The sequence below is a fragment of the Thermosporothrix sp. COM3 genome (assembly GCF_059696735.1).
Window position 1 is genome coordinate 454,949 of sequence record NZ_AP019376.1, and the last position, 21,016, is coordinate 475,964.

The window sequence follows — 21,016 nt, forward strand, 5'->3', positions numbered from 1 at the left end:
TTTGGTCAGGCTCAGTTTTTTCTGACAGGTGCTCATTTTCTATGGAGCAAGCTGGCTGGTCAGCTTTGCCGTTTGCTCGATGATGGTGTTGATAAACTGGCGTGCAGGCACAGCCAGCGAACCAAGCCGCCTGTAAACCAGAGCAAACGTAAACGACTCGGTGATATCCGAGACAGGCAGGAGCGTCAGGCCATCGGTCTCCTGCGGCGGCCAGAGCAGCGCAGGCGGAATCAACGACACCCCACACCCCTGCTTGATAAGCTCCTTCAAACCCGCTACCGAGCCTATCTCGATTGCCGGTTGCACCTCAAGACCGCGCTGCATGCACATTCGTTCGATCACCTTGCGCAGACGCGTCTCTTCACCAAGCAGAATAAGCGGCTCCGTGAGAATCTGACTCAAGGTCGGCGCTTTCTGCACAAAGGGATGCTGTGTCGAGACCAGCGCCTGCAAAGGCTGCCGAAAGAGCTCCTTCACCACCACCACATCAGAGCGCACCGAAGGATCATAGATAAAGCCTAAATCCACCTCGCCACGCTCCACCATGCGTACCACCCGGTCACTGGTAGAGACCAGCACCTTGAGCCGCATTTCCGGATAACGCTTATAAAAGGTCGCCAGCAGCGAGGGCAGAAATGCCGCCGCCAGCGAGTGGTTACAGCCGATCAGCAGAACGCCCTTCTGTCCCTCCTGCCAGCGCACAAGCTCCTGCTCTCCACGCTGCAACACATCCAGTGTCTCTTTTGCATAGGCCACAAATGCCTGGCCGGCTGCTGTTAACTCGACGCGTTGCTTCTCTCGCTTAAAGAGCTTCAATCCGAGCTCGCTTTCCAGCGCCGCGATCTGCCGACTCAAGGCAGGCTGCGTCACAAGACAGAGCTCCGCCGCCTTCCGAAAGTTCTGTGTGTGCGCCGCCGCCAGAAAATAGGTAAGTTGCCGAAATTCCACGCCTTCCCTCCCTGCAAAGAAAGTGATGCTTTTTTCTTATCAACTCTTAGAGAAAAAAGCATTTGACATATTCACAGTCCACCCAGTATACTACTCAGCAAGAATTGTGACCAGTCGCTTGAGGCGCTCTTTATCTCAGGTTAAGACCACCGGAACAAGAAACAGCACCTACCTCATACAGCGCAATCGGTCAGAAATCGGTATTCATTCAGCATGTATCAAAGCCGTGTTGCAGTCTTTGCCCTCGCAACCCTGCAACACCATCAGTACCTCGGAGAGAAGACCCGCTTAGCGGTCTGGCTTCGTAAAAGGAGAAGAGACGATGGAACAACCACGTACACTATTTGAGAAGATCTGGCAGGCACATGTCGTACGCGAAGTCGCAGGTCAGGGAACCTTGCTTTACATCGACCGCCATCTTGTCCACGAGGTCACTTCACCACAGCCGTTCGCCGCGCTCAGGTCGACCGGGCGTAAAGTACGCAAACCACTGGCAACCTTCGGCATGATCGACCACAGCATCCCTACCACCCCCGTCGCGGAGTACGGAAGCCGCAGCAATGTACCCATTCCCGACCAGAGCGCCGCTGTTCAGGTCAAGACAATGGAACAGAACGCTCAGTCCTTCAATATTCAGTTCTTCCCGATTAACGACGTGCGCAACGGTATTGTCCATGTTGTGGCACCAGAACAGGGCATCACCCTCCCCGGCACCATCATCGTCTGTGGTGACAGCCATACTTCCACTCATGGCGCTTTCGGAGCGCTCGCTTTTGGTATCGGTACCAGCGAGGTCGAACACGTGCTGGCCAGCCAGTGTCTCTGGCAGGTCAAGCCGAAGACGATGGAAGTGCGCGTTGAAGGCAGTCTACCAGCGGGCTGCACAGCAAAAGACCTCGCCCTCTTTATCATCGGTAAAATCGGCACCGGCGCGGGAACCGGCCACTGTGTTGAGTTCACCGGTTCAGCTATTCGTGGGCTCTCGATGGAAGAGCGCATGACCGTATGTAACATGGCAATCGAGGCAGGCGCTCGCGCAGGCATGGTCGCCCCCGACGAGACCACCTTTGCCTATCTGAAAGATCGTCCGTATGCACCAAAAGGCGAGGCATGGGATCAGGCCGTTGAATACTGGCGCAGCCTGCCAAGCGATCCGGGCGCAACCTATGATCGCGTCATCGTGCTCAACACCGATGAGATGGAGCCACAGGTCACATGGGGCACCACCCCGGCTATGGTTTCGCCGATCACAGGTACTGTCCCCTCTCCCGATGATTTCAGCGATCCCGCTCAGCAAGAGGCAGCACGCCGCGCTCTGGCCTATATGGGACTTGAGCCCGGCACCAGAATGCAGGATATCAAGGTTGACCGCGTCTTTATTGGAAGCTGCACGAACAGCCGCCTCGCCGATCTACGCGAAGCCGCGAAAGTGGTCAAAGGCAAAAAGGTTGCCCCCACCGTTCGCGCGATGGTTGTTCCGGGAAGTGGTCTGGTGAAGCGTCAGGCCGAGGCCGAAGGTCTGGACCAGATCTTCCGCGAAGCAGGCTTTGAATGGCGCGAACCCGGTTGTAGCATGTGTCTGGGCATGAATGGCGACCGTCTGGCTGAAGGCGAGCGCTGCGCCAGCACCTCAAACCGCAACTTTGAGGGCCGCCAGGGCAAGGGCGGGCGTACCCATCTGGTCAGCCCGGCAATGGCCGCCGCCACTGCGATCGCTGGACATTTTGTTGATATTCGCGACTGGCAATAAAAAAGGAGGGGACGAAATGGAAGCACTGACAGTTCATCAAGGAAAAGTCATGCCGCTGAATCGCGCAAATGTCGACACTGATGCGATTATTCCAGCGGTCTATCTGAAAACCGTGTCACGCACAGGCTTCGCCGATGGCCTGTTCGCGTACTGGCGCTATAAAGACAACTCAAAAGAGCCGAACCCCGATTTCGAGCTGAATCAGCCCCGCTACAAGGACGCAACCATCTTGCTGACTCGCGAGAACTTCGGCTGCGGCTCCTCACGCGAACACGCTCCCTGGGCGCTGCATGAGTACGGTTTCCGGGTCATCATCGCTCCAAGCTTCGCCGATATCTTCTACAACAACTGCTTCAATATCGGTCTCCTGCCGCTCAAGCTGCCAGAAGAGACCGTGCAGTACCTGTTTCAGCAGGTTGAGGCAAACGAAGGCTATAGCCTGACCGTTGATCTCGGCACTCAGAGCGTCATCACGCCAGACCAGCAGACCTTCACCTTCGAGATCGATCCGTTCCGCAAAGAGGCATTGATGCTCGGCCTGGACGCGATCGACCGCACATTGCAATATCAGGAGGATATTGCGGCGTTTGAGTCCAGGCGGAAGAATACAACTCCCTGGTTCGATGCCTACGCGGCTTCCTGAAGCACATCTCCAGTTGGTTGCCTGCATGCCCGGGTGCATACGGGCAACCATCTTTTTTTCAATACAACATGTTGAGATCAAACAGGACGCAGGCCAGATGCCCTTGCGCATCATAGCCGTTGTGGAGCGCCACCTGCTCGGTACACGCGGACAGCAGCGTTGCCCCCTCGTCCATCCTCCACAGTTCTTCATCCCGCAACGAAACCGTCAACGGCTGCCCTTCTCGCGCCACATCACAGCAATATAACACATCTGAAACTATAGATATACGCTGACCATGATCAACCCACCGCACCGGGAGGGTGTCACGCACACAGAGAGCCGCATAGGCCACAAATTCCCCGAGCTCAGGATGCTCGTCCAGAGCAGTCGCAAGCAGCAAGGGATAGCTTCCCGGCTCTATGCCATCAATGAACGTTCGCGCATGGAGCGCTGGATCAAACACCGCCAGACGACCGGAGGGAAGCGCCACCGTGCCAATCTGCCGGGAATCCAATGAAAGAATATGCTGCCCTATAGTTCTCTGCTTGGACTGCTGAAACGCCGCAAATGGCTCGCTTAATAGATACTTTTTCTCCTCAAAAAGCAGACTCATAGATGCTTGATGCTTCCTTTCATCATAAAGAACGGGTATTATCTCCATAAAAAGGGGCATGGGGAAAGACTATAGAGCATAATCACACTTCTGCGGAAAGAATACAACAGGGGAGGGCGAGAAGGCAAGCTTTTTCATGCGTTACTCGCTTCACCTGATGCTCATGGCGCTCTACTGCCAGAACGAGGCTCATAGCCTATTTTTCCTGTCCCCTGAAAGTCAGCGCTTCTGTGAAAAAAAACACAGCCATACCGCTCATGGGTGGACTATAATAGGTAGACGCATACAGTGGTTTCGATCTTATTTTGACAAGCCGCTTACAAGGCGGAAAGAATCAAACAAGCAAGGAGAGAGATAGATTGCTTTACGGCACCAGAATTCGCCTTCGTCCGATTGCACGGGAAGATTGCGCCATTATCGAAAAAGATGAAATGACCGAAGATTTTCAGCACAGCTTCAACAATTTCGGGCTGACGGCTCCCGGCTCGCTGTCGAGGCACTTTGACGAACAGGGACACCTCTTCGATGAGAAGCATGGCACACTGGTTGTGGAAACGCTGGATCAGGAAATAGTCGGGACCATCTCCTACAGGCGGGTCAACTATAGCCCGAGAAGTTCGGCCTATCAGCTTGGCATTCATCTCTTTGCGCAGGCACGCCACAAGGGATATGGTACGGAAGCCGTTCAGATGCTCACCGCGTACCTGTTCGCTACCTACCAGATCATCCGCGTAGAAGCGTCCGCCGATATTGAAAATATCCCGTCTCAACGCTTGCTGGAAAAAGCAGGCTTCACACGCGAAGGGATCCTGCGCAAAGCACAGTGGCGGGCCGGAGACTGGCATGACCTCGTGCTCTACAGCAAACTACGAGGCGAATAAAGCCACTAATGGGTTGAACGTTCTGGAGCAAGCCCCACAGCGTTCAACCCCGCGCTCGCTATAGAGCAACCTCAACCACCGGCATTTGAACTTCAACCCCGGGTGCAAGCTTGCTAATCTGCTCAAGCCGCTGAACACCCCGCGCATCTACCGGGAAATGATACGCCCGGATAAGTCCCTGATGAATGCCCCCTTCCAGCGGCACAAACCCGAAACGGCGCAAGATATGATTCCCCTCCGCGGTCACGGCAACTCCATAAATAGTTTCAAGCCGGATATCCATCGCCCGCAGCGCCAGCATGATCCGGGCGAAAGACGCGGTCAAGCAGCCAGCGTAGAGGCGCTTCAGGTGCAGCGGCAGGGTCGCATCAATCGCCATCACCGCAACATACAGCCGAATGGGCTTGCCCGGCTCCACCGGAACCATGTGATGCAGGGCAACCTCATTATCTGCCCGCCGCCCGCTCAGAATATCGTCAAGGAACGAGGGGACAAGATGATGCAGGGCAAAGCCGCCAACCACCTGATCGCCATCCTTTAGCGTCCAGTTACAGTAGGCACATTGCAGAAACCGCAGACAATTCTCTCGCCAACCCATCCCTTCTTCACCGAAATAATGTACATATATCTTCCATAATGCTTCAAATTCCTCAATATCTGTCTGCTTTACAAGTAGCTGCATGATTGCATAGTACTCCTTCCAATCCAAAAAACTTAACAGTTTCTTCTTTTTTCCGAAATTTACTCATTTCGGGCCTATAATACAAATTATAATTGTATCTCCAATTTATTTCACAGAGAGAAATAGAAATACGAGAATGCTATTTTCCTTATAGAGAAATAGTATTTTCATGTTGACCATAGATTTGCATCTCCTCGGTTGCTGCAATAGAAGAGGTAAGTAGGCAACGAAAGTCCCGGGGCCAAACGTGGTAAGGATTGTATGGTATTGATGCAGTAGCCAGGAGAGGAAACAACTATGCAACAGACAGAGACGGTTCGATATACGCTCTGGGCGGCGTTAGAGCAATCATCCTCGCGGCAAGCAAAGGCTGAGAACGCTCAGGGAGTCACAGCAACCATCAGCCAGTTGAGCAGCGGCCGCTACATGCTGGAATATCACACGCCCACCGACCCGGACACACAGACACTGGTTCCGCTTCTCAGCCGGGACGAAGTGGAAGCAGAGCTACGCAGGCAGGCGCTCCCTTTCCTGCCGACCGAGCCCATATGGGAACCCCTTGTCTCACCAGGTGGCGTCCGACGCGACGAGGACTACTATGAATGGAGTGTGCAACAAAAAGAGCATGAGGCCAAACGAACCTAGAACAGCACTGGCGCTCGACCTGTATTCATCGAGCGCCACTTTTCTAGCCAGAAATACGGATACTGTTCTACCAGAAGCTACCTGCAAAAGGCTATTCATTCTGCGCGATCAGAACAGCATCCCCGCGCTATTCTTCGCTTCCCATCACCACCCTGCCGAATGTGCGCCATCACGCAACGATCTACTTCTTAAGCCCTTTCCACCATTCCTGTGGGTCAACCCGCAAAAAGACATCCGCCAGTTGCTTCGCTGAAGCCGAACGCAGGCCCTTGTAGCAGCCCTCAATCCAATCGCTTACACCGGCGTAGCCCTGCACCTGATACTCGCGCGCCTGTACAAGGCATTCCAGCAGATCGGCATCCTTCGCCAGCACGCCTTCTTGCGAGAGTCCCTCTTCATAATCGCGAAAGAGCGCGGTGACGTGCTTTGCAGCCTCCTCAGGAAGCCGTTGCATCTGTTCGGCGAACGCTTCAGCCTCGCCCTCTTTCGCGTCGATATACCGCCGCGCCACACGATGCAGATCACCTATCCGCGCCTCGGGGATATCGTGAAACAGGCAAATGGTCGCCGTCTTCTGTGGATCTGCACCCTCTAGCGAAGCAAGCATATAACCGAGAATGGCTGTACGAAAGGTATGTTCTGCCACACTCTCCGGGGCCGGAATGCCAAGCATCGACCACCCGGCCCGCTTCAAATGCTTCAAATAGCCCGCCTCATACACATATTTCACGATATTTTCAAATTTGTTCGTTATATTTTCCAACGTAGTGCGCTCCTTTCACCCACATCTTTTCCCCCAACAACCAGGGGACTCACCAGCATAGCACAAAAGGAGCCAGACAGCTACTCGGAAACGAATACTCAGGCGGCTTCAAGCGCTTCCAGACGGCGCAAGAAAACGCGATCTTGCAAGCCTTCAAGCAGCGGACGGACGCCAGTCAACCGGGTGAGATCGCCGGTCAGCTCGGCAAGGACAATCTTCATGTGAGCCGCAAACACCACTCGCCCCAGGCACTCAAGCTGCGTCACAAGCTCATTCGCGCGTTCATAGTCCCGCTCAAGCAGCGCCTGATTCAGGTCCAGATGCGCCCTCATCTTCCTATCAATGCGACCATCATTGGACAACGTCTCCAGAATGCGCGACGGCCGGGCCTCCCCACGCTGATTATAGACCTTCATACCCTCTATCGTGACGAAGAGATGCGTGTGATACAGCTCCTTCAGCTCTTCCGGCAGCTCTCCATCAAGGAGCAGGGAGAGTTCCGCATCCAGCACCTTCTTCTGTTCCGCAAGTAGCTCGCCAAACCGCTTGAGCAGCGGAATGTAGCGCTCACACCGCGCCTGATCTTCCTGCAACAGCGCGATCTGTAAGGCGGTCAGATAGCTGCCTATCCCGACCAGATGGGCCAGGCTTGGATCATACGCCTCATCACTGAAGAAGGGGAGATACACGCTCTCAATGACCGCAAACCAGCGCTCCACATCGTCCCACCGTCCCCGCTCAAACGCCGCCTCAATCACTGTCCGAATCGAGGAAACGAGATACGTCGGGGTCTGACCGGGCAAAAGCTCGCCGAAGGCCTGTTCAAGTGCCTGTACACTGGCAGAGTAGTTGCCCTGCACCACATAGGAACGGATCAACATTTGCCAGGCGTCCGCCCGTTCGCTCGCAGGCAAACCGGAAATCTGCAAGCGCTTCTGAGCCAGCGGCACCGCTTTTTCCACACTACCAAACCGCACATAATGGCTGATTAACGCGTCTAGAGCGATATTCAGCGCCTCCTGATCGCCCTTTTGCTCAAAGTAGCTGCACGCCTCCTGAAGCCGCTGGACCCGCTCCTCAATATCCTGCGGCAATGGTCGCGCCAGATTCGACAACACAGAGATAAAGAAACCATCACAGATAGCCAGATAGTGCAGCTCGTCCTGATCGCCTGCCTGCTCGGCCAGCACTTGCGCCCGTTCGCGCCACTGTGGAAGCTCTTCGATACCGTAGATCTCGTTTCCCGACCCACGCTCATAATAGATGATCAGTTTCCGCAGCAGGCGCGCACCCGTTCGGAGAAAGTCAGGATCTTCTCCCTGCGCTTGCTTGCTCTTCTCCCAATATTCCAGGGCCTTTTGATACGCCTCTTTTGTTGCCAGCGCGAAGCCCAGACTGTCACCAAGCTGCTCATAGAGCGAGATCAGCTCACTCTCAGGAGCAATCGAGATCGCACTTTGCAGATACGCATTGACCTCTTCCACTTCACCAATCTGGTTCGCCTGCCGGGCCGCACGCCGCAAGATACGCAGCGCCTTCGGCACATCCAGCGTGAGAGGCATTCGCACCGCCGACTGGCGCGAGAGCCTGATTGCTTCCTGATAGTGATACGCGATCATCTCGACCTGCTCGTCAAGCCGTTCGCCGGCCACCGCTTCCAGTGAGGCCGCGATACGCTCATGCAGACCAATGCGCTGTGTACGGGAGAGCGTCTTATAGGCAACATTACAGAATAACACATGCTGGAAAGTATAGGCGTTCTTTTCGGTGTGTTCGATAATATCACGTTCAAGCAGCTCTACCAGCGCCGCCGCGATCTCATGCAGGCTGTACTCGCTCAACGCCTCAGCCAGCATGGGCAGGGTGAAGCCGCGCCCGGCCACCGCCGCAACCTGTAAGATTGCTCGCTCCTGTGGTTGTAGCTGGTCCATGCGAGCCAGAATAGCCGAATGGACCGTGTCAGGAAGCTGATTGAGCGCCGCTTTCTTCTCGGTTAGCCCGCGCTCTTTCAGGCCCCGAATGAGTTCAAGCGCAAAGAAGGGATTCCCGCCAGCCCGATCAACAATCTGTGCCATCACCTCCGGGTCAAGCTCTGCTGCTTGCTTGCGAATCAGCTCGCGTGTCTGCCGGGCCGAAAGCGGCCGTAGCGCCAGCGACGTGAAGTTCTGGCGTCCGCCTCCCCAGTTTGGCCGCCGATCCAGCAACTCGGGACGGCTCAACGTGAGCAGCAGCAACGGCGTATTTGTACGCATTGCCGTGAGAGAGTCAACCAGATCAAGCAGGCTGTTACTCGACCAATGCAAATCTTCAAACACCAGAATAAGCGGCGTCGCACGGCTCAATACCTCAATCAGGAGCCGCCAGGCTGAAAAGATACTTTCGCGATCACTACTCTTTTCACCCTCAATTCCCAATGTGCTCAAAATGACCTCAGCGGATCGTTCTGCATCTGTTTGCTGGTACCCGGCAGCCACAAAGAGACTGCTGATGTACTCTCTGGTCATCTTGCTCTCGGCGCCAAGCAGTTGAGCAAGCAGACCTCGAAGAGGGAAATAGGCAATCTGCTGCCCATATGGCAAACAGCGGGCAACTGCGACGTGATATTCTGCCTCGGTACCAAGTGTATCAAGAAATTCTTCGAGCAAGCGAGACTTTCCGGTTCCCGCGGGCGCCATGATCGAGACCAGTTGCGGGCGCTCCTCCTCTAACACGCGCTCCCAGAGCAGGGCAAGCTGCATCAAATCTTGTTTGCGCCCGACCAGTGGAGGCCGTTCCTGCTTGCGCGTCGCACGCGGCCCGATCAGCGGATACAAAGCAATCGGGCGGGGTTTTCCCTTCACCTCGGCCATACGCGGCTGCTCAAAGCAAAAGGCGTGCTCGGTCGCTTTCCATGTACGCTCTCCCACAACGATCTCATCCGGGTTGGTGTGCTGTTGCAAGCGAGCTGCCACATTGACCGCATCACCAGTTGCCAGAAACTCGCCACTGGACGGATCACTTGTCGCTATCACCTCGCCAGTGTTGACGCCGATCCGTAACTGAAAGACAGGACCAAGCAACTCATCATTCGCCACCCGCTCGCGCAGAGCCAGCGCCGCCGCCAGAGCGCGTTCTGCATCATCTCCAAGCGCTTTGGGCAGGCCAAAAATAGCCATAATCGCATCACCAATAAACTTCTCCAGGGTGCCACCATGTGCCGGAATCACCTCACGCGCAATCGCATAGTAGCGCCCCATTAGCGTACGCACATCCTCGGGGTCAAGCGCGTCACCCAGAGCCGTCGAGCCTGTAACATCCGCAAAGAGAATAGACACCAACTTTCGCTCTTCAGCCATGAAGGAACCTTCTTTCGTGAGGAATAAAACAATATGAAATAGATGAAGAACAGAAAATATATTCCTTATTTTAACACAGCCACAGGAAAATAAGAAGAAGCAATCTGGCACAGGTTTCCAGTATTTGACGAGGGAATAGAGGTTTACAGGAGGGACAAGCAGTGGAAATATCTTCAGGCGCTCGAAGCCGCCGAAAGAAGAGCCGTTCTTTCCTCTCCCGGCCACGTCGAGCGCAATTTCTATAAAAGCTCTACACCGTATCTACTATCCATTCAGATGTATGGATAGTATACCTGGATAGAAGACAATCCATTATCAATATATTATACAATGTAGAGCTGAGCGGTCGTATAGCTCAAGGCAAGCAAGAGCAGAAGCTTGACCGCCTCCGCGACAATAAAAAGCCAGTGATGATAGGTCGGGGGCGCAGGTGTGCCCTTCTGCGCCAGCACAATACGCCTGTTGAGAATCGGGGTCAGCCACAGCGTCTGGGCCAGCAGCACCACCAGACAGAGCACGCACAGCAGCCAGCTCAACCCTCCCGGCACATGAAGCAGAAATGCCACCAGCAGCAAGATGGCAAGCACGAACTCCACTTTGTTCAGGGCCGCGAATACAATGCGTCCAATTCCCAGACCAAGCGTGCGGGTAATCCCGGGAGCACGAAACTTGAGTGGCGCTTCTAAAAATGATATACCGAAAACCAGGCCCGCCCAGAGCAATGGGAGCGCGACCTGAAGGAACTTCACAAACATCTCGTTACATCCTGTTCAAACGTAATTGATTTTCGCTCATATCGTACCAAAAGAACGCACATCAATGCAAAGTGCCTGATCGTTTTTTGCCATTTTCTGCCCTCTTTTGCTATACTATGATCAGCAAAACCCTGCGCCTCAAACGCATAAAGACAGGCAGGTGAGAAGAGGAGAGACACCTTGCAAGAGTCATCAGAGAAGCACCATATGCAGATTCGTTTCGGGGCCACTCCCTGCCCCTGGAAATGGAAACCTATTACCGAGGTCGAAACTGGCGATATCCTGATGCTTGGTGGTCAACAGATTCGCGTACAAAAGCTGCGTCAGGATGATGCTGACTGGATTCTCAGTTACATCGAGAGAACAACTGGCCGCAAAGAAGAGCAGCTCTACCGCTCTGGCGATTTTGTCTATGCCCTCATGGAACAGCCCGAAGTGCCTCGCCGCCGTCGCACGAAAACCGACGATTTCAGCGAACGAGGTCTCTGGGGAGAAGAAGAAGAGGAATAAAGCAAACATCTCTTCTCAGCGTGATAGGTCTGGATGCACTATCACGCTCTTTTTTGCCTTACTCCTATCATTGCTAGAATACAAGTTGCACTCTTTTCGTTCCATGCTCACCACTATAGCTGCATAGATAGACAGGTGTTTGTCTTCTTTTTCTCTGTTGTTTCGTGGTATAATACATAAGGAAGTTCTGTAACTGGTTTCTACCGGAAAAGGACTTTCCACTGTTTATCGTATCGTCAGTCATGAACTGTGGCTGGAAAGGGAAGATGTGTTATGGCTGCTACGACTCGTTCCATCCTGTCAATTATTCCTCCATACATCACCGATGCAATCAAGAAAAATGGCTCCCCGCAACAACGTAGCCGCATACAGGAAATGCAAGAGCTTGACCAGCGCCTTCGTACCAGTCGGGCAAACGTTCAACGCGCCACCAGCACCGCGGCACAACCAACGCCGGAAAAAGCCCGCACCGTGCAGCGTACCATCTACGATACACACAATACAAGCGAGCTTCCAGGCGACAGCGTCCGCACTGAGGGCAGCCCGGAAGTGAGTGACCCCGCCGTCAACGAGGCATACGACGGCCTGGGAGCAACCTACAAGCTGTACCAGGAGGTCTACAGGCGCAATTCAATCGATAATAAGGGAATGGCGCTCAAAGGCGTGGTGCACTATGGCCGATCGTATATCAACGCGTTCTGGGATGGCTCATATATGGTCTTCGGTGATGGTGATGGCGACCTCTTTAACCGCTTCACGGTCGCGGTAGACGTGATCGGCCACGAGCTCACTCATGGCGTCACGGAACATGAAGCGCATCTCATCTATGAGGCCCAGCCGGGAGCGCTCAATGAGTCCATTTCCGATGTCTTCGGCATCCTGACCAAGCAATACGCGCTCAAGCAGACAGCCGAGGAATCTGATTGGGTGGTTGGCGCCGGTCTTTTCACCTCGCGGGTCAAAGGCCAGGGTATTCGCTCGATGAAAGCGCCTGGCACGGCCTACGATGACCCCATTCTCGGAAAAGATCCTCAGCCGGACCATATGCGCAACTATGTCCAGACATTCGATGACAATGGTGGCGTTCACATCAATTCCGGCATACCCAACCGCGCCTTCTACCTTACGGCAACAAAAATCGGTGGCTATGCCTGGGAGAAAGCCGGACGCATCTGGTATGACACCCTGCGCGACAAGAAGCTGTTGCCCTATAGCACCTTCCGCCAGTTCGCAAAGCGTACCCTGGAAAACGCGGACAAGCTCTACGGCAAAGGCCCCGAATATAGAGCTGTTCAGGAGGCCTGGAATGAGGTCGGAGTCTCCATATAAAGCAAAACCCTTTTCATTCTCTCTGAAATAACGCTCCGGGTTCCCCACATGATCCGTATGGGGAACCTTTTTCTCGCAGTCACAGCCAGAAATCACCCCGGCATTCTTGCTGATAGACTCATCCCCTCAAAAAGCGCTCGAAGGCCCATACAAAAGGTCCTGTTACCGCTTGGCAATCCTTTCAGTTCGGCTTATACTGACTGCGAATACCAGTTTTTGACTATTCTATTTCTTCTCACTACAACTAAAGGAAGAGACGCCAGCATGACGAGTATCGAAAGCGTCCGTCGTTTTCGTCAGAAAAAGATCCTGGTGCTAGGTGATGCACTTCTGGATACCTATATAGAAACCGAGTCAAGCCGCCTCTGTCGCGAGGCTCCGGTACCGCTTCTGAACAAGGTCGCAGAGATCCACATTCCCGGAGGAGCCGCCAATTGCGCCGCCAACGTGAGCGCCCTGGGAGCCGAGGTCGTCTTTTTAAGCATTGTGGGCTCGGACCGCGCCGCCGATCTGCTGAAACAGGAGCTGCATACGCTCGATACGCTTGAGTTTATCACCAGCCAGCAACAGACAACTCCCCATAAGTGCCGCATTCTGACCGAGCATCACTATGTCGCCCGGCTGGACGAAGGAGCCGTACGCGGGCACATCTATGAAGAGACCTGTTATCAGGAACTCCTTGCCCGCCTGGAAAAATGGTATAGCTGGTGTGATGCATTGATCGTCTCTGATTACTGTTATGGTGTACTCGCTCCCCATATCATCGAGGCCCTCTGCCAGCTTCAAAGCAAGCATGCAAAGCCGCTCATTCTCGATTCACAGGATCTCTTGCGCTTTCGGCAGCTACCCACCACGGTTATCACCCCAAATGAGACAGAGGCACGCATGACCGCCTACGGCTTCGGGTGCGTCTCGGATGATATCTGGCAGATTGCTACCACACTGCAACAACACATGGAGGCGGAAACGATTCTTATCACACGTGCCGAAAAAGGGGCGGTTCTGCTCAAGCGCGATGGCACGCAGGCTCAGATACCCACACACCCGGTCTCGCAGCCGCACGACGTCGGCGCGGGCGATACCTTCGCCGCCACACTGACCCTGGCTCTGACCGCTCATCTTTCCCTTGAAGAAGCGACTGGCATCGCCTGTGAGGCTGCAAATATCGCTGTCAGCCGTCCCAGAACCGCCGTCGTCACCCACCAGGAGCTGCTTCAGCGTATCAGTCTCCGCGCCTCCCGGAATACCACGCCAGATGAAGAAACACTCCTGGCGCTGCTTGAAGCCCAACGCCAGCAGGGAAAACGCATCGTGCTGACCAGCGGCGTCTTTGACATCTTAAATGTAGGGCATCTCTACTTTTTGCGTACCGCACGCCAATATGGCGATGTGCTGGTTGTCGGTGTTAACAGCGAACAGAGCGTCCAGGAGCTCAAAGGGCCCCGCAAGCCAATCAATTCGGCCTCGGATAGATTGGCGCTGGTTGCCGCGCTCGGCCTGGTCGATTATGCGCTGCTCTTCAATGAGCCAACCGCGCACGCTCTGCTTGAGAAGATACGCCCGACTATTTATATAAAAGGCGGAGATCATAGCGACCTGCCAGCCATAGAGGTACAGGCAGCGGAAGCTGTGAACGCTCAGGTGGTACTTATTCCACTGTTAGGCGAGGCAGGCGAGCCAGAGCAATCAGCCTAGCAGGGCATTCGTGCTCTATCTACTTGTCTCCAATGAACAACGATACAGGCTCAGGAGCGTGCCCGGTGTCACAAAAGCAAACGTGCTGTCCAGCCGCTCCAGCCGTTCTACAAGCCGCTTGAGATCAGTAGGTGTCATGGTCCACGCCTGAACGTAGAGATTCAGAAACAACGGGCGCTGGCGGTTGCCTGCCACTGCATCCTGAATGAGCGCCAATGCATGTGTTTCATCTTTTGCCATGCCGATATTCTGACAGATAGGCAGCCCTTCCAGCAGACGCCACGAGGGCCGACGCTGTCCGCCGCCACTCAGGACGCCCCGCATGCCATGTGCCGCCAGCGCCTCAGCATACTGCTGCTGCCGTCCCGCGTGGATCAAAGCCAGCCCCGCGCCGGTTCTGACGGCCCGCACAGCCAGCGGAAGATGCTGAAAGATATTCGCATCAAGCACCTGAACCGTGCGCAGGTGCAACGCCTCCATCATTGCTGTCGTCTGGTTCAGAAACGCGGGAAGCCGCTCCTCGGGCCAGAACGAGGGGAAGATATAGCCCGCCCCGCTTGGCCCGGCCAGCAGCTCATCTTGCGAGGAAGCCGTGCGAAGATACCAGGCGGCCATTGCCGGAGCCGCCTCACCCAGCAATGGTGACAGCGTCCACCCGAGCGGGAGCTGTCCCCGAGCCTCATCACGCCAGAGTTGCGCCATCTTGCCCTGAAGGAACTGAATGTTATCTCCATCGCTCATAGTAAACGAGACGTAGATCTTTTGTGGATCAAGCGGCGCGCTGGCTGCTTGTAGAGGCGCAGGAAACGCAGCAACCGGCTGACTTGACCAGAACTCCAGATTCGAGAAATAGTCGCTCGGCAGGACCGGCAGTTCTGCACGAGAGCTCAGGATCACGCCGAATCCCTCATTGACAAACCAGCCCAGATGCAGCCCCTTCCGCCTGTATGTCTGGAGGATCTCGCGCATCAGGCGAAACTCGGAGTAACCGGTCCGATCGGGCAGCACGCGAAACGGGTTCAACCAGTAGGTAAAGGTGCGTGTGGCAATCAGATAGGGACGCAAGAAGGTTATAATCGAGGGCGGCAGGCCAGCGACAAGCGTTCCATGTGCCTCCGCACGCAGGTGCTCCCAGGCCCACAGATATGCCGAAACGCGACTTCGCCAGCCGAACTTGCGCAGATCAAACAGCACGGGCAGCCCTTCCAGCTCCCGTTGATAGCGGGCAGCCAGCGCAGGCGAGAGCAACAAAGCGTCTTTCTGTCCTGCCAGCATAGTTGCAATATTGATGCTATCGGGCAAAAAGGGATCATAGATGACCAGGCCGGTCAACTGCGCCCGCGCCCGCCGGAGCAGCTCCAGCAAGACCGCTTTCCCGCGCAAGGGTGAGTGGTCATAGGGAAGATCAGGGAAACAGGACTGCAACCAGAAAAGGTCATCCGGGCGCACCAGGAGATAGATCTGCGGGCAATCTCGGTTCAACAGCCCTACCAGCGACGCGACGCTAAGCTGTGTGTCATTCGACATGCCCTCAAGCGAGTAGACCGTGAGGCGGCTCGGCGCCTGAAAGCACGGCAGAGTTCGTGACCATTCATGACTCATACACTCTTCAACTCCTTTCCCCTACTCTACGTTTCACACGCCACAGAAGGGCACGCTATTGACAGCTCACAGCCCCCTTGAGTATGCTAATAGCGTTTCAGGTTTATCGCTCAATCTCAGAAGGAACTCACATGACCACCATTTATGACATCGCAAAAGCCGTCGGCGTCACACAAACAACGGTCGCAAATGCGCTTGCAGGGCGTCATAACGTCAGTGAAGCGACACGGCAGCGGATCCTTCAATGCGCCCGCGAGATGGGCTACCGACCAAACGTGCTCGCTCGCGGATTGGCCCGCCGCAAGACGTTCTCGCTTGGCTTTCTGCTTCCAACGATCGCGAATCCCTTTTATCCTGAAATCGCGGAAGAAGTGGAGCGTGTTGCCCAACAACACGACTACCAGATGCTTCTCTGCAACACGCATTATGACCCGGCGCTCGGTCAGCAGCACCTGGAACGCCTGGTCAGTCGCTGGGTAGATGGCCTGCTGATTATGGGTTCCAGTCTTGATATCACCTGTATTCTGCCGCACTTTCAGCAAGGACTGCCCGTCGTGCTCTGTGACTGGCAGGAGAACGAGAAGCCGCCCGCAGTGCTTCCTCAGGTCAGCACCGACTTTCGCCTTGCCGGGGCGCTGGCCGCCCGCCATCTGCTCGAACTGGGGCACCGCTCGATTGCCGTGATCGTCGAGGAGCCACGCCACGCCCTTCGACTGGCTGGATTTCGCGACACCCTCCACGAAGCCGGGCTCTTGCTTGAGCTGATCCAGCAGGGTTATTCGACCGTCGAGAGCGGGTATGCAGCCGCGAAGGAGCTCCTCGCGCGTCCCGACCGCCCGACCGCCATATTCACTACCTCCGACTGGATGGCGCTTGGAGCCATGAACGCAATTCGTGAAGCCGGGCTCTCAATCCCGCACGACATCTCGCTTCTCGGGCTGGATAACATTCAACTGAGCGCTCACCTGCACCCACCTCTGACGACGATTGCGCTCCCGAAACACGCGCTTGCCAGAACAGCAACCGAGCTGCTTTTACGCCAGATAGAAGGGAAGCAGGAGCAGAGCGACCCTATCCTGCTTCCCCCTGCGCTACTTGTCCGTGCGTCGACCGCTTGCCCGTCGCGTTAAGGGAGCACAGCAAGCACACGCTCTTCCAGCGCGGCAAGCCGGTCCATCAGCTCGGCAACCGCATGCCACTGCTTGCGCACCGCAACCGCTTGCGCCTGCCCGAAGAGGCGCGCCTTCTGCTCAAAGAGCCCTGCAAGCTCGTTCAAGCCGCCCTCTTGCAGGAAAGACACCGCGTCCAGCATACGCCGGGCAGCCAGCGGGAACGCGAAGTAGATCAGCTCCCCACAAAGTCCGGGATGCGCTCCCGCCCGCAGATAGTCAGCGAACAGGCGAATTGCACGAACGCTGCCATAAACCTGCGGGCCGCCCGGATCGTCGCGCACATTCTCGGCCAGCAGCGGAAGCGTCTGCGCTATCATCTCTTGTCTGCCTGGCTGGCGCACACGCACAAAGTCCGAGCGCATGATAAACGGCTCCTGCGTATAGGCGATCGCTTTCGCTTTCCAGGCCTGCAAGAACGCCTTCAGATCCAGCGGCACGCATGGATAGCCCTTCGGATCATGCAGCAGCACTATGTCCTGCTCGACGGCCAGCACAATCACAAAATGGTCTGCTCCACGAGCATAAGCCGCGTTCGGGTTATATGTCAGGTAGCCCATATCAACGGGGCCAACCAGAATCGGTCCCTTTGCCAGCGCCAGGCGCTCCAGCGCGGCCTGCTCGTCGCCTCCCTGCGTGAGTTGACAGGTCCAGCCAAGCGTCTCAATCGCCCGCGTCAGCCCACGATGCGGGTCGAGGCCATCGAAGAAGAACTGTACAGTCTCGCCACGTTTCAGAAACGCATGGCCAAAAGGCATCGTTGTCAGGCATTCCAGGAAGCCAGGCAATGGTACTTCTTCAGAGGCGGCTCCACTACCACGCAGCGCCATATGCAAACTATTTGAATAACAGTAGTCTCCACTACCAACGTATGGAAGCATCATTCGGGTTCTCCTTTCATTGCTCACAGCCAACACTACCAGCAAAGGCTGACATCTCCTGTCAGGAGTTGCCCGAAGATCAAAAAAGGAGCCAGGTGATCCTGACTCCTGAGGCTATTCGTGCTTTTTGTAGGCCCGTTGCACGGTCAAACTGACTTTATTGGTCTCACACATAAACGTGGACGTATGAACCGGCCTGTCATGCGCATCGTAGGCCACTTTCTCGATTTTAAAGAGGGTCGAGCCTGCGTCACAACCAAGCAGGTCAGCTTCTTCCTTGCGAGCAAAAACGACATCAATCACTTTCTCATTGCTCTCGATGTCAACACCATAGACATCATGCAGCACATGATAGGTTGAGACACCTTCCCCTATCTTCTGTTCCAATCCCGGAAAGTGCTGTAGAGGATAGAAAGCGATATCCAGGAAGAGCGGGCGATCATCAACGTACAGAAGGCGCACAAGGCGCAGCAGCGGATCACCGGCAGCAATGCGAAGTGTCCGCGCATCGGCCTCGGTCGCTGGTACAATCTGGCTTGAGATGATGCGAGAGCCCGATTTCTTGCCAAGCTCGGCGCTAAAATCAGCGAAACCGCTTACCGAAAGAAGTTCATTCCGGATCTTGCGCGACGTCACAAACGTGCCCTTCCCGGGCTTGCGCGTGAGCGTCCCATCATCGACCAGATCAGAGATCGCTTTGCGAATCGTGATCCGGCTGACATTATACATCTCGCACAGTTCCGCTTCGGTCGGTAGGCGCTCCTCTGGCTTATAGCGCCCATTCTGGATATCTTCCTGCAACAACTGGCGAATCTGCACATATAGAGGAGCCATCCCGGTACTCCTCAAATTGGTAATAGTCACCTGCCCCTACCTCCCATTTCTGTTCTTCTTCCGATTATAGCGCCTTGCCTCGCACTCGGCAACATCATCACCACGCCCCAAAATACGCAATAGTGATAGCAGCGCCTTCTGTGCCCAGTTCCAGACAGCGTTCGATTGGATAGCCAGAACCGACGCCATAGAGAAAACCGGCAATAAAAGAGTCACCAGCTCCGAGTGAATCAACTACCTGAACCTGCTTGATACCACAGGTGTAGAAGCGCTCACCATCATATGCCAGACTTCCACGCTCGCCAAGTGTTGTCACCACTACCTTCGCGCCCTGCTGATGCGCATGCTGCATGCATGAGCGTATATAGGCGTCGTCTTGATGATATGAGAAGAATGGATAATCGATCGCGGGTAATACCTGCTCCACAAGCGGATGATCCAGCTTATCGGCAAAGTCAAAGGAAGTAATCAGGCCTCTCGCGCGGAACCAGGGAAAATGCTGCTCGACTTTGCCCCAGATCCCCGCGTGCACCATATCATACCCGGCAATAAAGCTCAGATCGTCCTCGGAGAGCGTAAAGGACGCCAGGACGCCTTCTTCGTAGTCGCCCAGTTGCCGATCATTGTTCACCAGTTCAACATACGTTACCGCGGTCGAGCCATCGAGTTCATGCAGGTGCGAGATATCGACTCCCTGCTTGCTGAGCGATTCCTTGAGCAGGCGACCATAGGCATCACGCCCGACCGCACCGACATACGCACTCTCGACCTGATAGCGCCTGAGATAGACCGCCACATTTACCGCGTTTCCGCCCGGGAAATACTTCTGTAGCGCGGGGTATGCATCAATGCAGTTGTCGCCAATGGCTGCAATTCTCATCATTTCCTCCATTGGAAGGGTGCCCCCACAGCATCACGCTATGGAGGCACCTCGGGATACGCTTTTTTTCGTAGTCAATCGAGTCAAAACTTAGTAGGCAACGACTCCATAATAACGACGATTATCAGGATTGTGGTCATGCACAACGGCGAAGTAGTACGAGAACCACTCTAACGGCACAAACATCACCATTGGAGCGAGATCAGGATGCAGGCCCTGTGCCAGTTCCTGGTAGTCAAACACAATCGTCTCACCCTTATATTTGCGTACAAAATTCAGCGCGCGCTCGGTGATATGGCGGGAAGCGTCGGTGCCAAGCAGGAAGACGAAGGGTACGCCAGCCTCCGTGATCTCCAGCGGCCCGTGACGGAACTCGCCGCTCTCGATCACCGCACCATGCCCCCACATAAATTCCATGTTGGTGATGACGCCCTCTTTATACGCCAGCGGAACCAATGGACCAGCCGCAACCGTATAGAAGCCCTTCCAGGCTGTGGTCTGCTCGGCCAGCTTGCGAGCAGTCTCTTCGTAGTGCTCGATATGGTAGCCAAGCACAGCCGGTAGCTTCGGAATATCAGCCAGAATCTTTTCAACCTCGGCAGACGGCTGCGTCTCCTGAATAAAGAAGCAGGCAAGGAAGTAGACAGCCAGCAGGTGACATTCCCACATCGCATGAGCGTTATAGTCAAGCACAAACTGGCCCTCCGCACCAAGCGGGTTCCCCTCGCGCTCATTCACAATGCTGATAGTGGCGGCACCGCGCTCGTTTGCGATACGAAGCGCCTTCACTACCTCCTCGGTTGTTCCCGAATGCGAGATGACGATAACCGCGGACTTCTCGTTCACGCGCAGCGGCGTATGATCCACGAACTCCCACCCGGTATAGACATGGGCATTCAGCGTGCTGTACTTATCAAGCAGGTACTTCGCTGCGTCGCCGACAGCCATCGAGCTACCACAACCGACAAAATAGAAGGTGTCTATCTGCCGGGCGATCAGTTGCTTGACGATCTCCTGTACCTTTGCTTTGCCGCTTTCCAGGAAAGATTCAACCTCGCCGACCATGCTCGAGGTCACCAGAAAATCAACTTTTGATTTATCTAACTGTAACATATTAGA

The 21,016-nt window shown here is 55.1% G+C and carries 19 protein-coding genes; 8 read left to right on the top strand and 11 right to left on the bottom strand.

The genetic code is table 11. From position 1 onward, the window contains the following. Positions 1–39 precede the first annotated feature (39 nt). Positions 40–948: a LysR family transcriptional regulator gene (locus KTH_RS02005; RefSeq protein ID WP_111322684.1), complete on the bottom strand. Its 909-nt coding sequence runs from the start codon at positions 946–948 to the stop codon at positions 40–42. 322 nt (positions 949–1,270) lie between these two features. Between KTH_RS02005 and leuC the strand changes: the two genes are divergently transcribed. After that, positions 1,271–2,698: a 3-isopropylmalate dehydratase large subunit gene (gene leuC, locus KTH_RS02010; RefSeq protein WP_111322686.1), complete on the top strand. Its 1,428-nt coding sequence runs from the start codon at positions 1,271–1,273 to the stop codon at positions 2,696–2,698. 16 nt (positions 2,699–2,714) lie between these two features. Next, entirely contained in the window at positions 2,715–3,341 is a 627-nt protein-coding gene (gene leuD, locus KTH_RS02015; RefSeq protein WP_497616155.1) for a 3-isopropylmalate dehydratase small subunit, read from the top strand. 58 nt (positions 3,342–3,399) lie between these two features. On the opposite strand, the gene KTH_RS02020 is transcribed toward leuD, so the two are convergent. Next, positions 3,400–3,936: a hypothetical protein gene (locus KTH_RS02020; protein WP_497616156.1), complete on the bottom strand. Its 537-nt coding sequence runs from the start codon at positions 3,934–3,936 to the stop codon at positions 3,400–3,402. 359 nt (positions 3,937–4,295) lie between these two features. On the opposite strand from KTH_RS02020, the gene KTH_RS02025 reads away from it, so the two are divergent. Next, the gene (locus KTH_RS02025; protein WP_170142596.1) at positions 4,296–4,817 is read left to right on the top strand and encodes a GNAT family N-acetyltransferase; all 522 of its coding nucleotides are present in this window, start codon (positions 4,296–4,298) and stop codon (positions 4,815–4,817) included. Between the two features lie 58 nt (positions 4,818–4,875). Here the strand turns inward: KTH_RS02025 and KTH_RS02030 are convergent, their stop codons facing one another. Further along, entirely contained in the window at positions 4,876–5,499 is a 624-nt protein-coding gene (locus KTH_RS02030; RefSeq protein ID WP_111322694.1) for a hypothetical protein, read from the bottom strand. A 297-nt stretch (positions 5,500–5,796) separates the two neighbouring features. On the opposite strand from KTH_RS02030, the gene KTH_RS02035 reads away from it, so the two are divergent. Then, a complete protein-coding gene (locus tag KTH_RS02035) occupies positions 5,797–6,144 on the top strand; it encodes a hypothetical protein (protein WP_111322696.1) in 348 nt (115 codons plus the stop codon). A 181-nt stretch (positions 6,145–6,325) separates the two neighbouring features. On the opposite strand, the gene KTH_RS02040 is transcribed toward KTH_RS02035, so the two are convergent. The 3 genes from KTH_RS02040 to KTH_RS02050 all read right to left on the bottom strand — a co-directional run bounded on the left by KTH_RS02040 (position 6,326) and on the right by KTH_RS02050 (position 10,997). Next, a complete protein-coding gene (locus KTH_RS02040) occupies positions 6,326–6,907 on the bottom strand; it encodes an HD domain-containing protein (RefSeq protein ID WP_111322698.1) in 582 nt (193 codons plus the stop codon). A gap of 98 nt (positions 6,908–7,005) precedes the next feature. Then, positions 7,006–10,242: an ATP-binding protein gene (locus KTH_RS02045; RefSeq protein WP_497616159.1), complete on the bottom strand. Its 3,237-nt coding sequence runs from the start codon at positions 10,240–10,242 to the stop codon at positions 7,006–7,008. Positions 10,243–10,565: 323 nt separating this feature from the next. After that, positions 10,566–10,997 carry a hypothetical protein gene (locus KTH_RS02050; protein ID WP_111322702.1) on the bottom strand — a complete coding sequence of 144 codons (432 nt, stop codon included), beginning with the start codon at positions 10,995–10,997 and terminating at the stop codon, positions 10,566–10,568. A 180-nt stretch (positions 10,998–11,177) separates the two neighbouring features. On the opposite strand from KTH_RS02050, the gene KTH_RS02055 reads away from it, so the two are divergent. From KTH_RS02055 to KTH_RS02065, 3 genes are all read left to right on the top strand, one after another. Continuing rightward, positions 11,178–11,507, top strand: a complete 330-nt coding sequence (locus tag KTH_RS02055; RefSeq protein WP_137686033.1) for a hypothetical protein — start codon at positions 11,178–11,180, stop codon at positions 11,505–11,507. Between the two features lie 273 nt (positions 11,508–11,780). Then, a complete protein-coding gene (locus KTH_RS02060) occupies positions 11,781–12,836 on the top strand; it encodes a M4 family metallopeptidase (protein WP_111322706.1) in 1,056 nt (351 codons plus the stop codon). A 264-nt stretch (positions 12,837–13,100) separates the two neighbouring features. Then, positions 13,101–14,531, top strand: coding sequence for a PfkB family carbohydrate kinase (locus KTH_RS02065; RefSeq protein ID WP_170142597.1), 1,431 nt, complete (start codon positions 13,101–13,103; stop codon positions 14,529–14,531). A 15-nt stretch (positions 14,532–14,546) separates the two neighbouring features. Here KTH_RS02065 and KTH_RS02070 read toward each other — a convergent pair whose 3' ends face one another. Continuing rightward, the gene (locus KTH_RS02070; protein WP_111322710.1) at positions 14,547–16,133 is read right to left on the bottom strand and encodes a GxGYxYP domain-containing protein; all 1,587 of its coding nucleotides are present in this window, start codon (positions 16,131–16,133) and stop codon (positions 14,547–14,549) included. A 131-nt stretch (positions 16,134–16,264) separates the two neighbouring features. Between KTH_RS02070 and KTH_RS02075 the strand changes: the two genes are divergently transcribed. Next, positions 16,265–17,263 (top strand): LacI family DNA-binding transcriptional regulator, encoded by a 999-nt coding sequence (locus KTH_RS02075; protein WP_170142598.1) that lies wholly within the window; start codon positions 16,265–16,267, stop codon positions 17,261–17,263. On the opposite strand, the gene KTH_RS02080 is transcribed toward KTH_RS02075, so the two are convergent. From KTH_RS02080 to KTH_RS02095, 4 genes are all read right to left on the bottom strand, one after another. Then, positions 17,260–18,186 (bottom strand): YobF C-terminal domain-containing protein, encoded by a 927-nt coding sequence (locus KTH_RS02080; protein WP_111322714.1) that lies wholly within the window; start codon positions 18,184–18,186, stop codon positions 17,260–17,262. The genes KTH_RS02075 and KTH_RS02080 overlap by 4 nt on opposite strands. A gap of 111 nt (positions 18,187–18,297) precedes the next feature. Then, complete coding sequence (locus KTH_RS02085; RefSeq protein ID WP_111322716.1) at positions 18,298–19,017, bottom strand: GntR family transcriptional regulator; 720 nt, start codon at positions 19,015–19,017, stop codon at positions 18,298–18,300. Between the two features lie 97 nt (positions 19,018–19,114). Beyond that, entirely contained in the window at positions 19,115–19,897 is a 783-nt protein-coding gene (gene frlD, locus KTH_RS02090) for a fructoselysine 6-kinase (protein ID WP_111322718.1), read from the bottom strand. A gap of 90 nt (positions 19,898–19,987) precedes the next feature. Further along, positions 19,988–21,010, bottom strand: coding sequence for an SIS domain-containing protein (locus KTH_RS02095; protein WP_111322720.1), 1,023 nt, complete (start codon positions 21,008–21,010; stop codon positions 19,988–19,990). Positions 21,011–21,016: the final 6 nt, after the last annotated feature.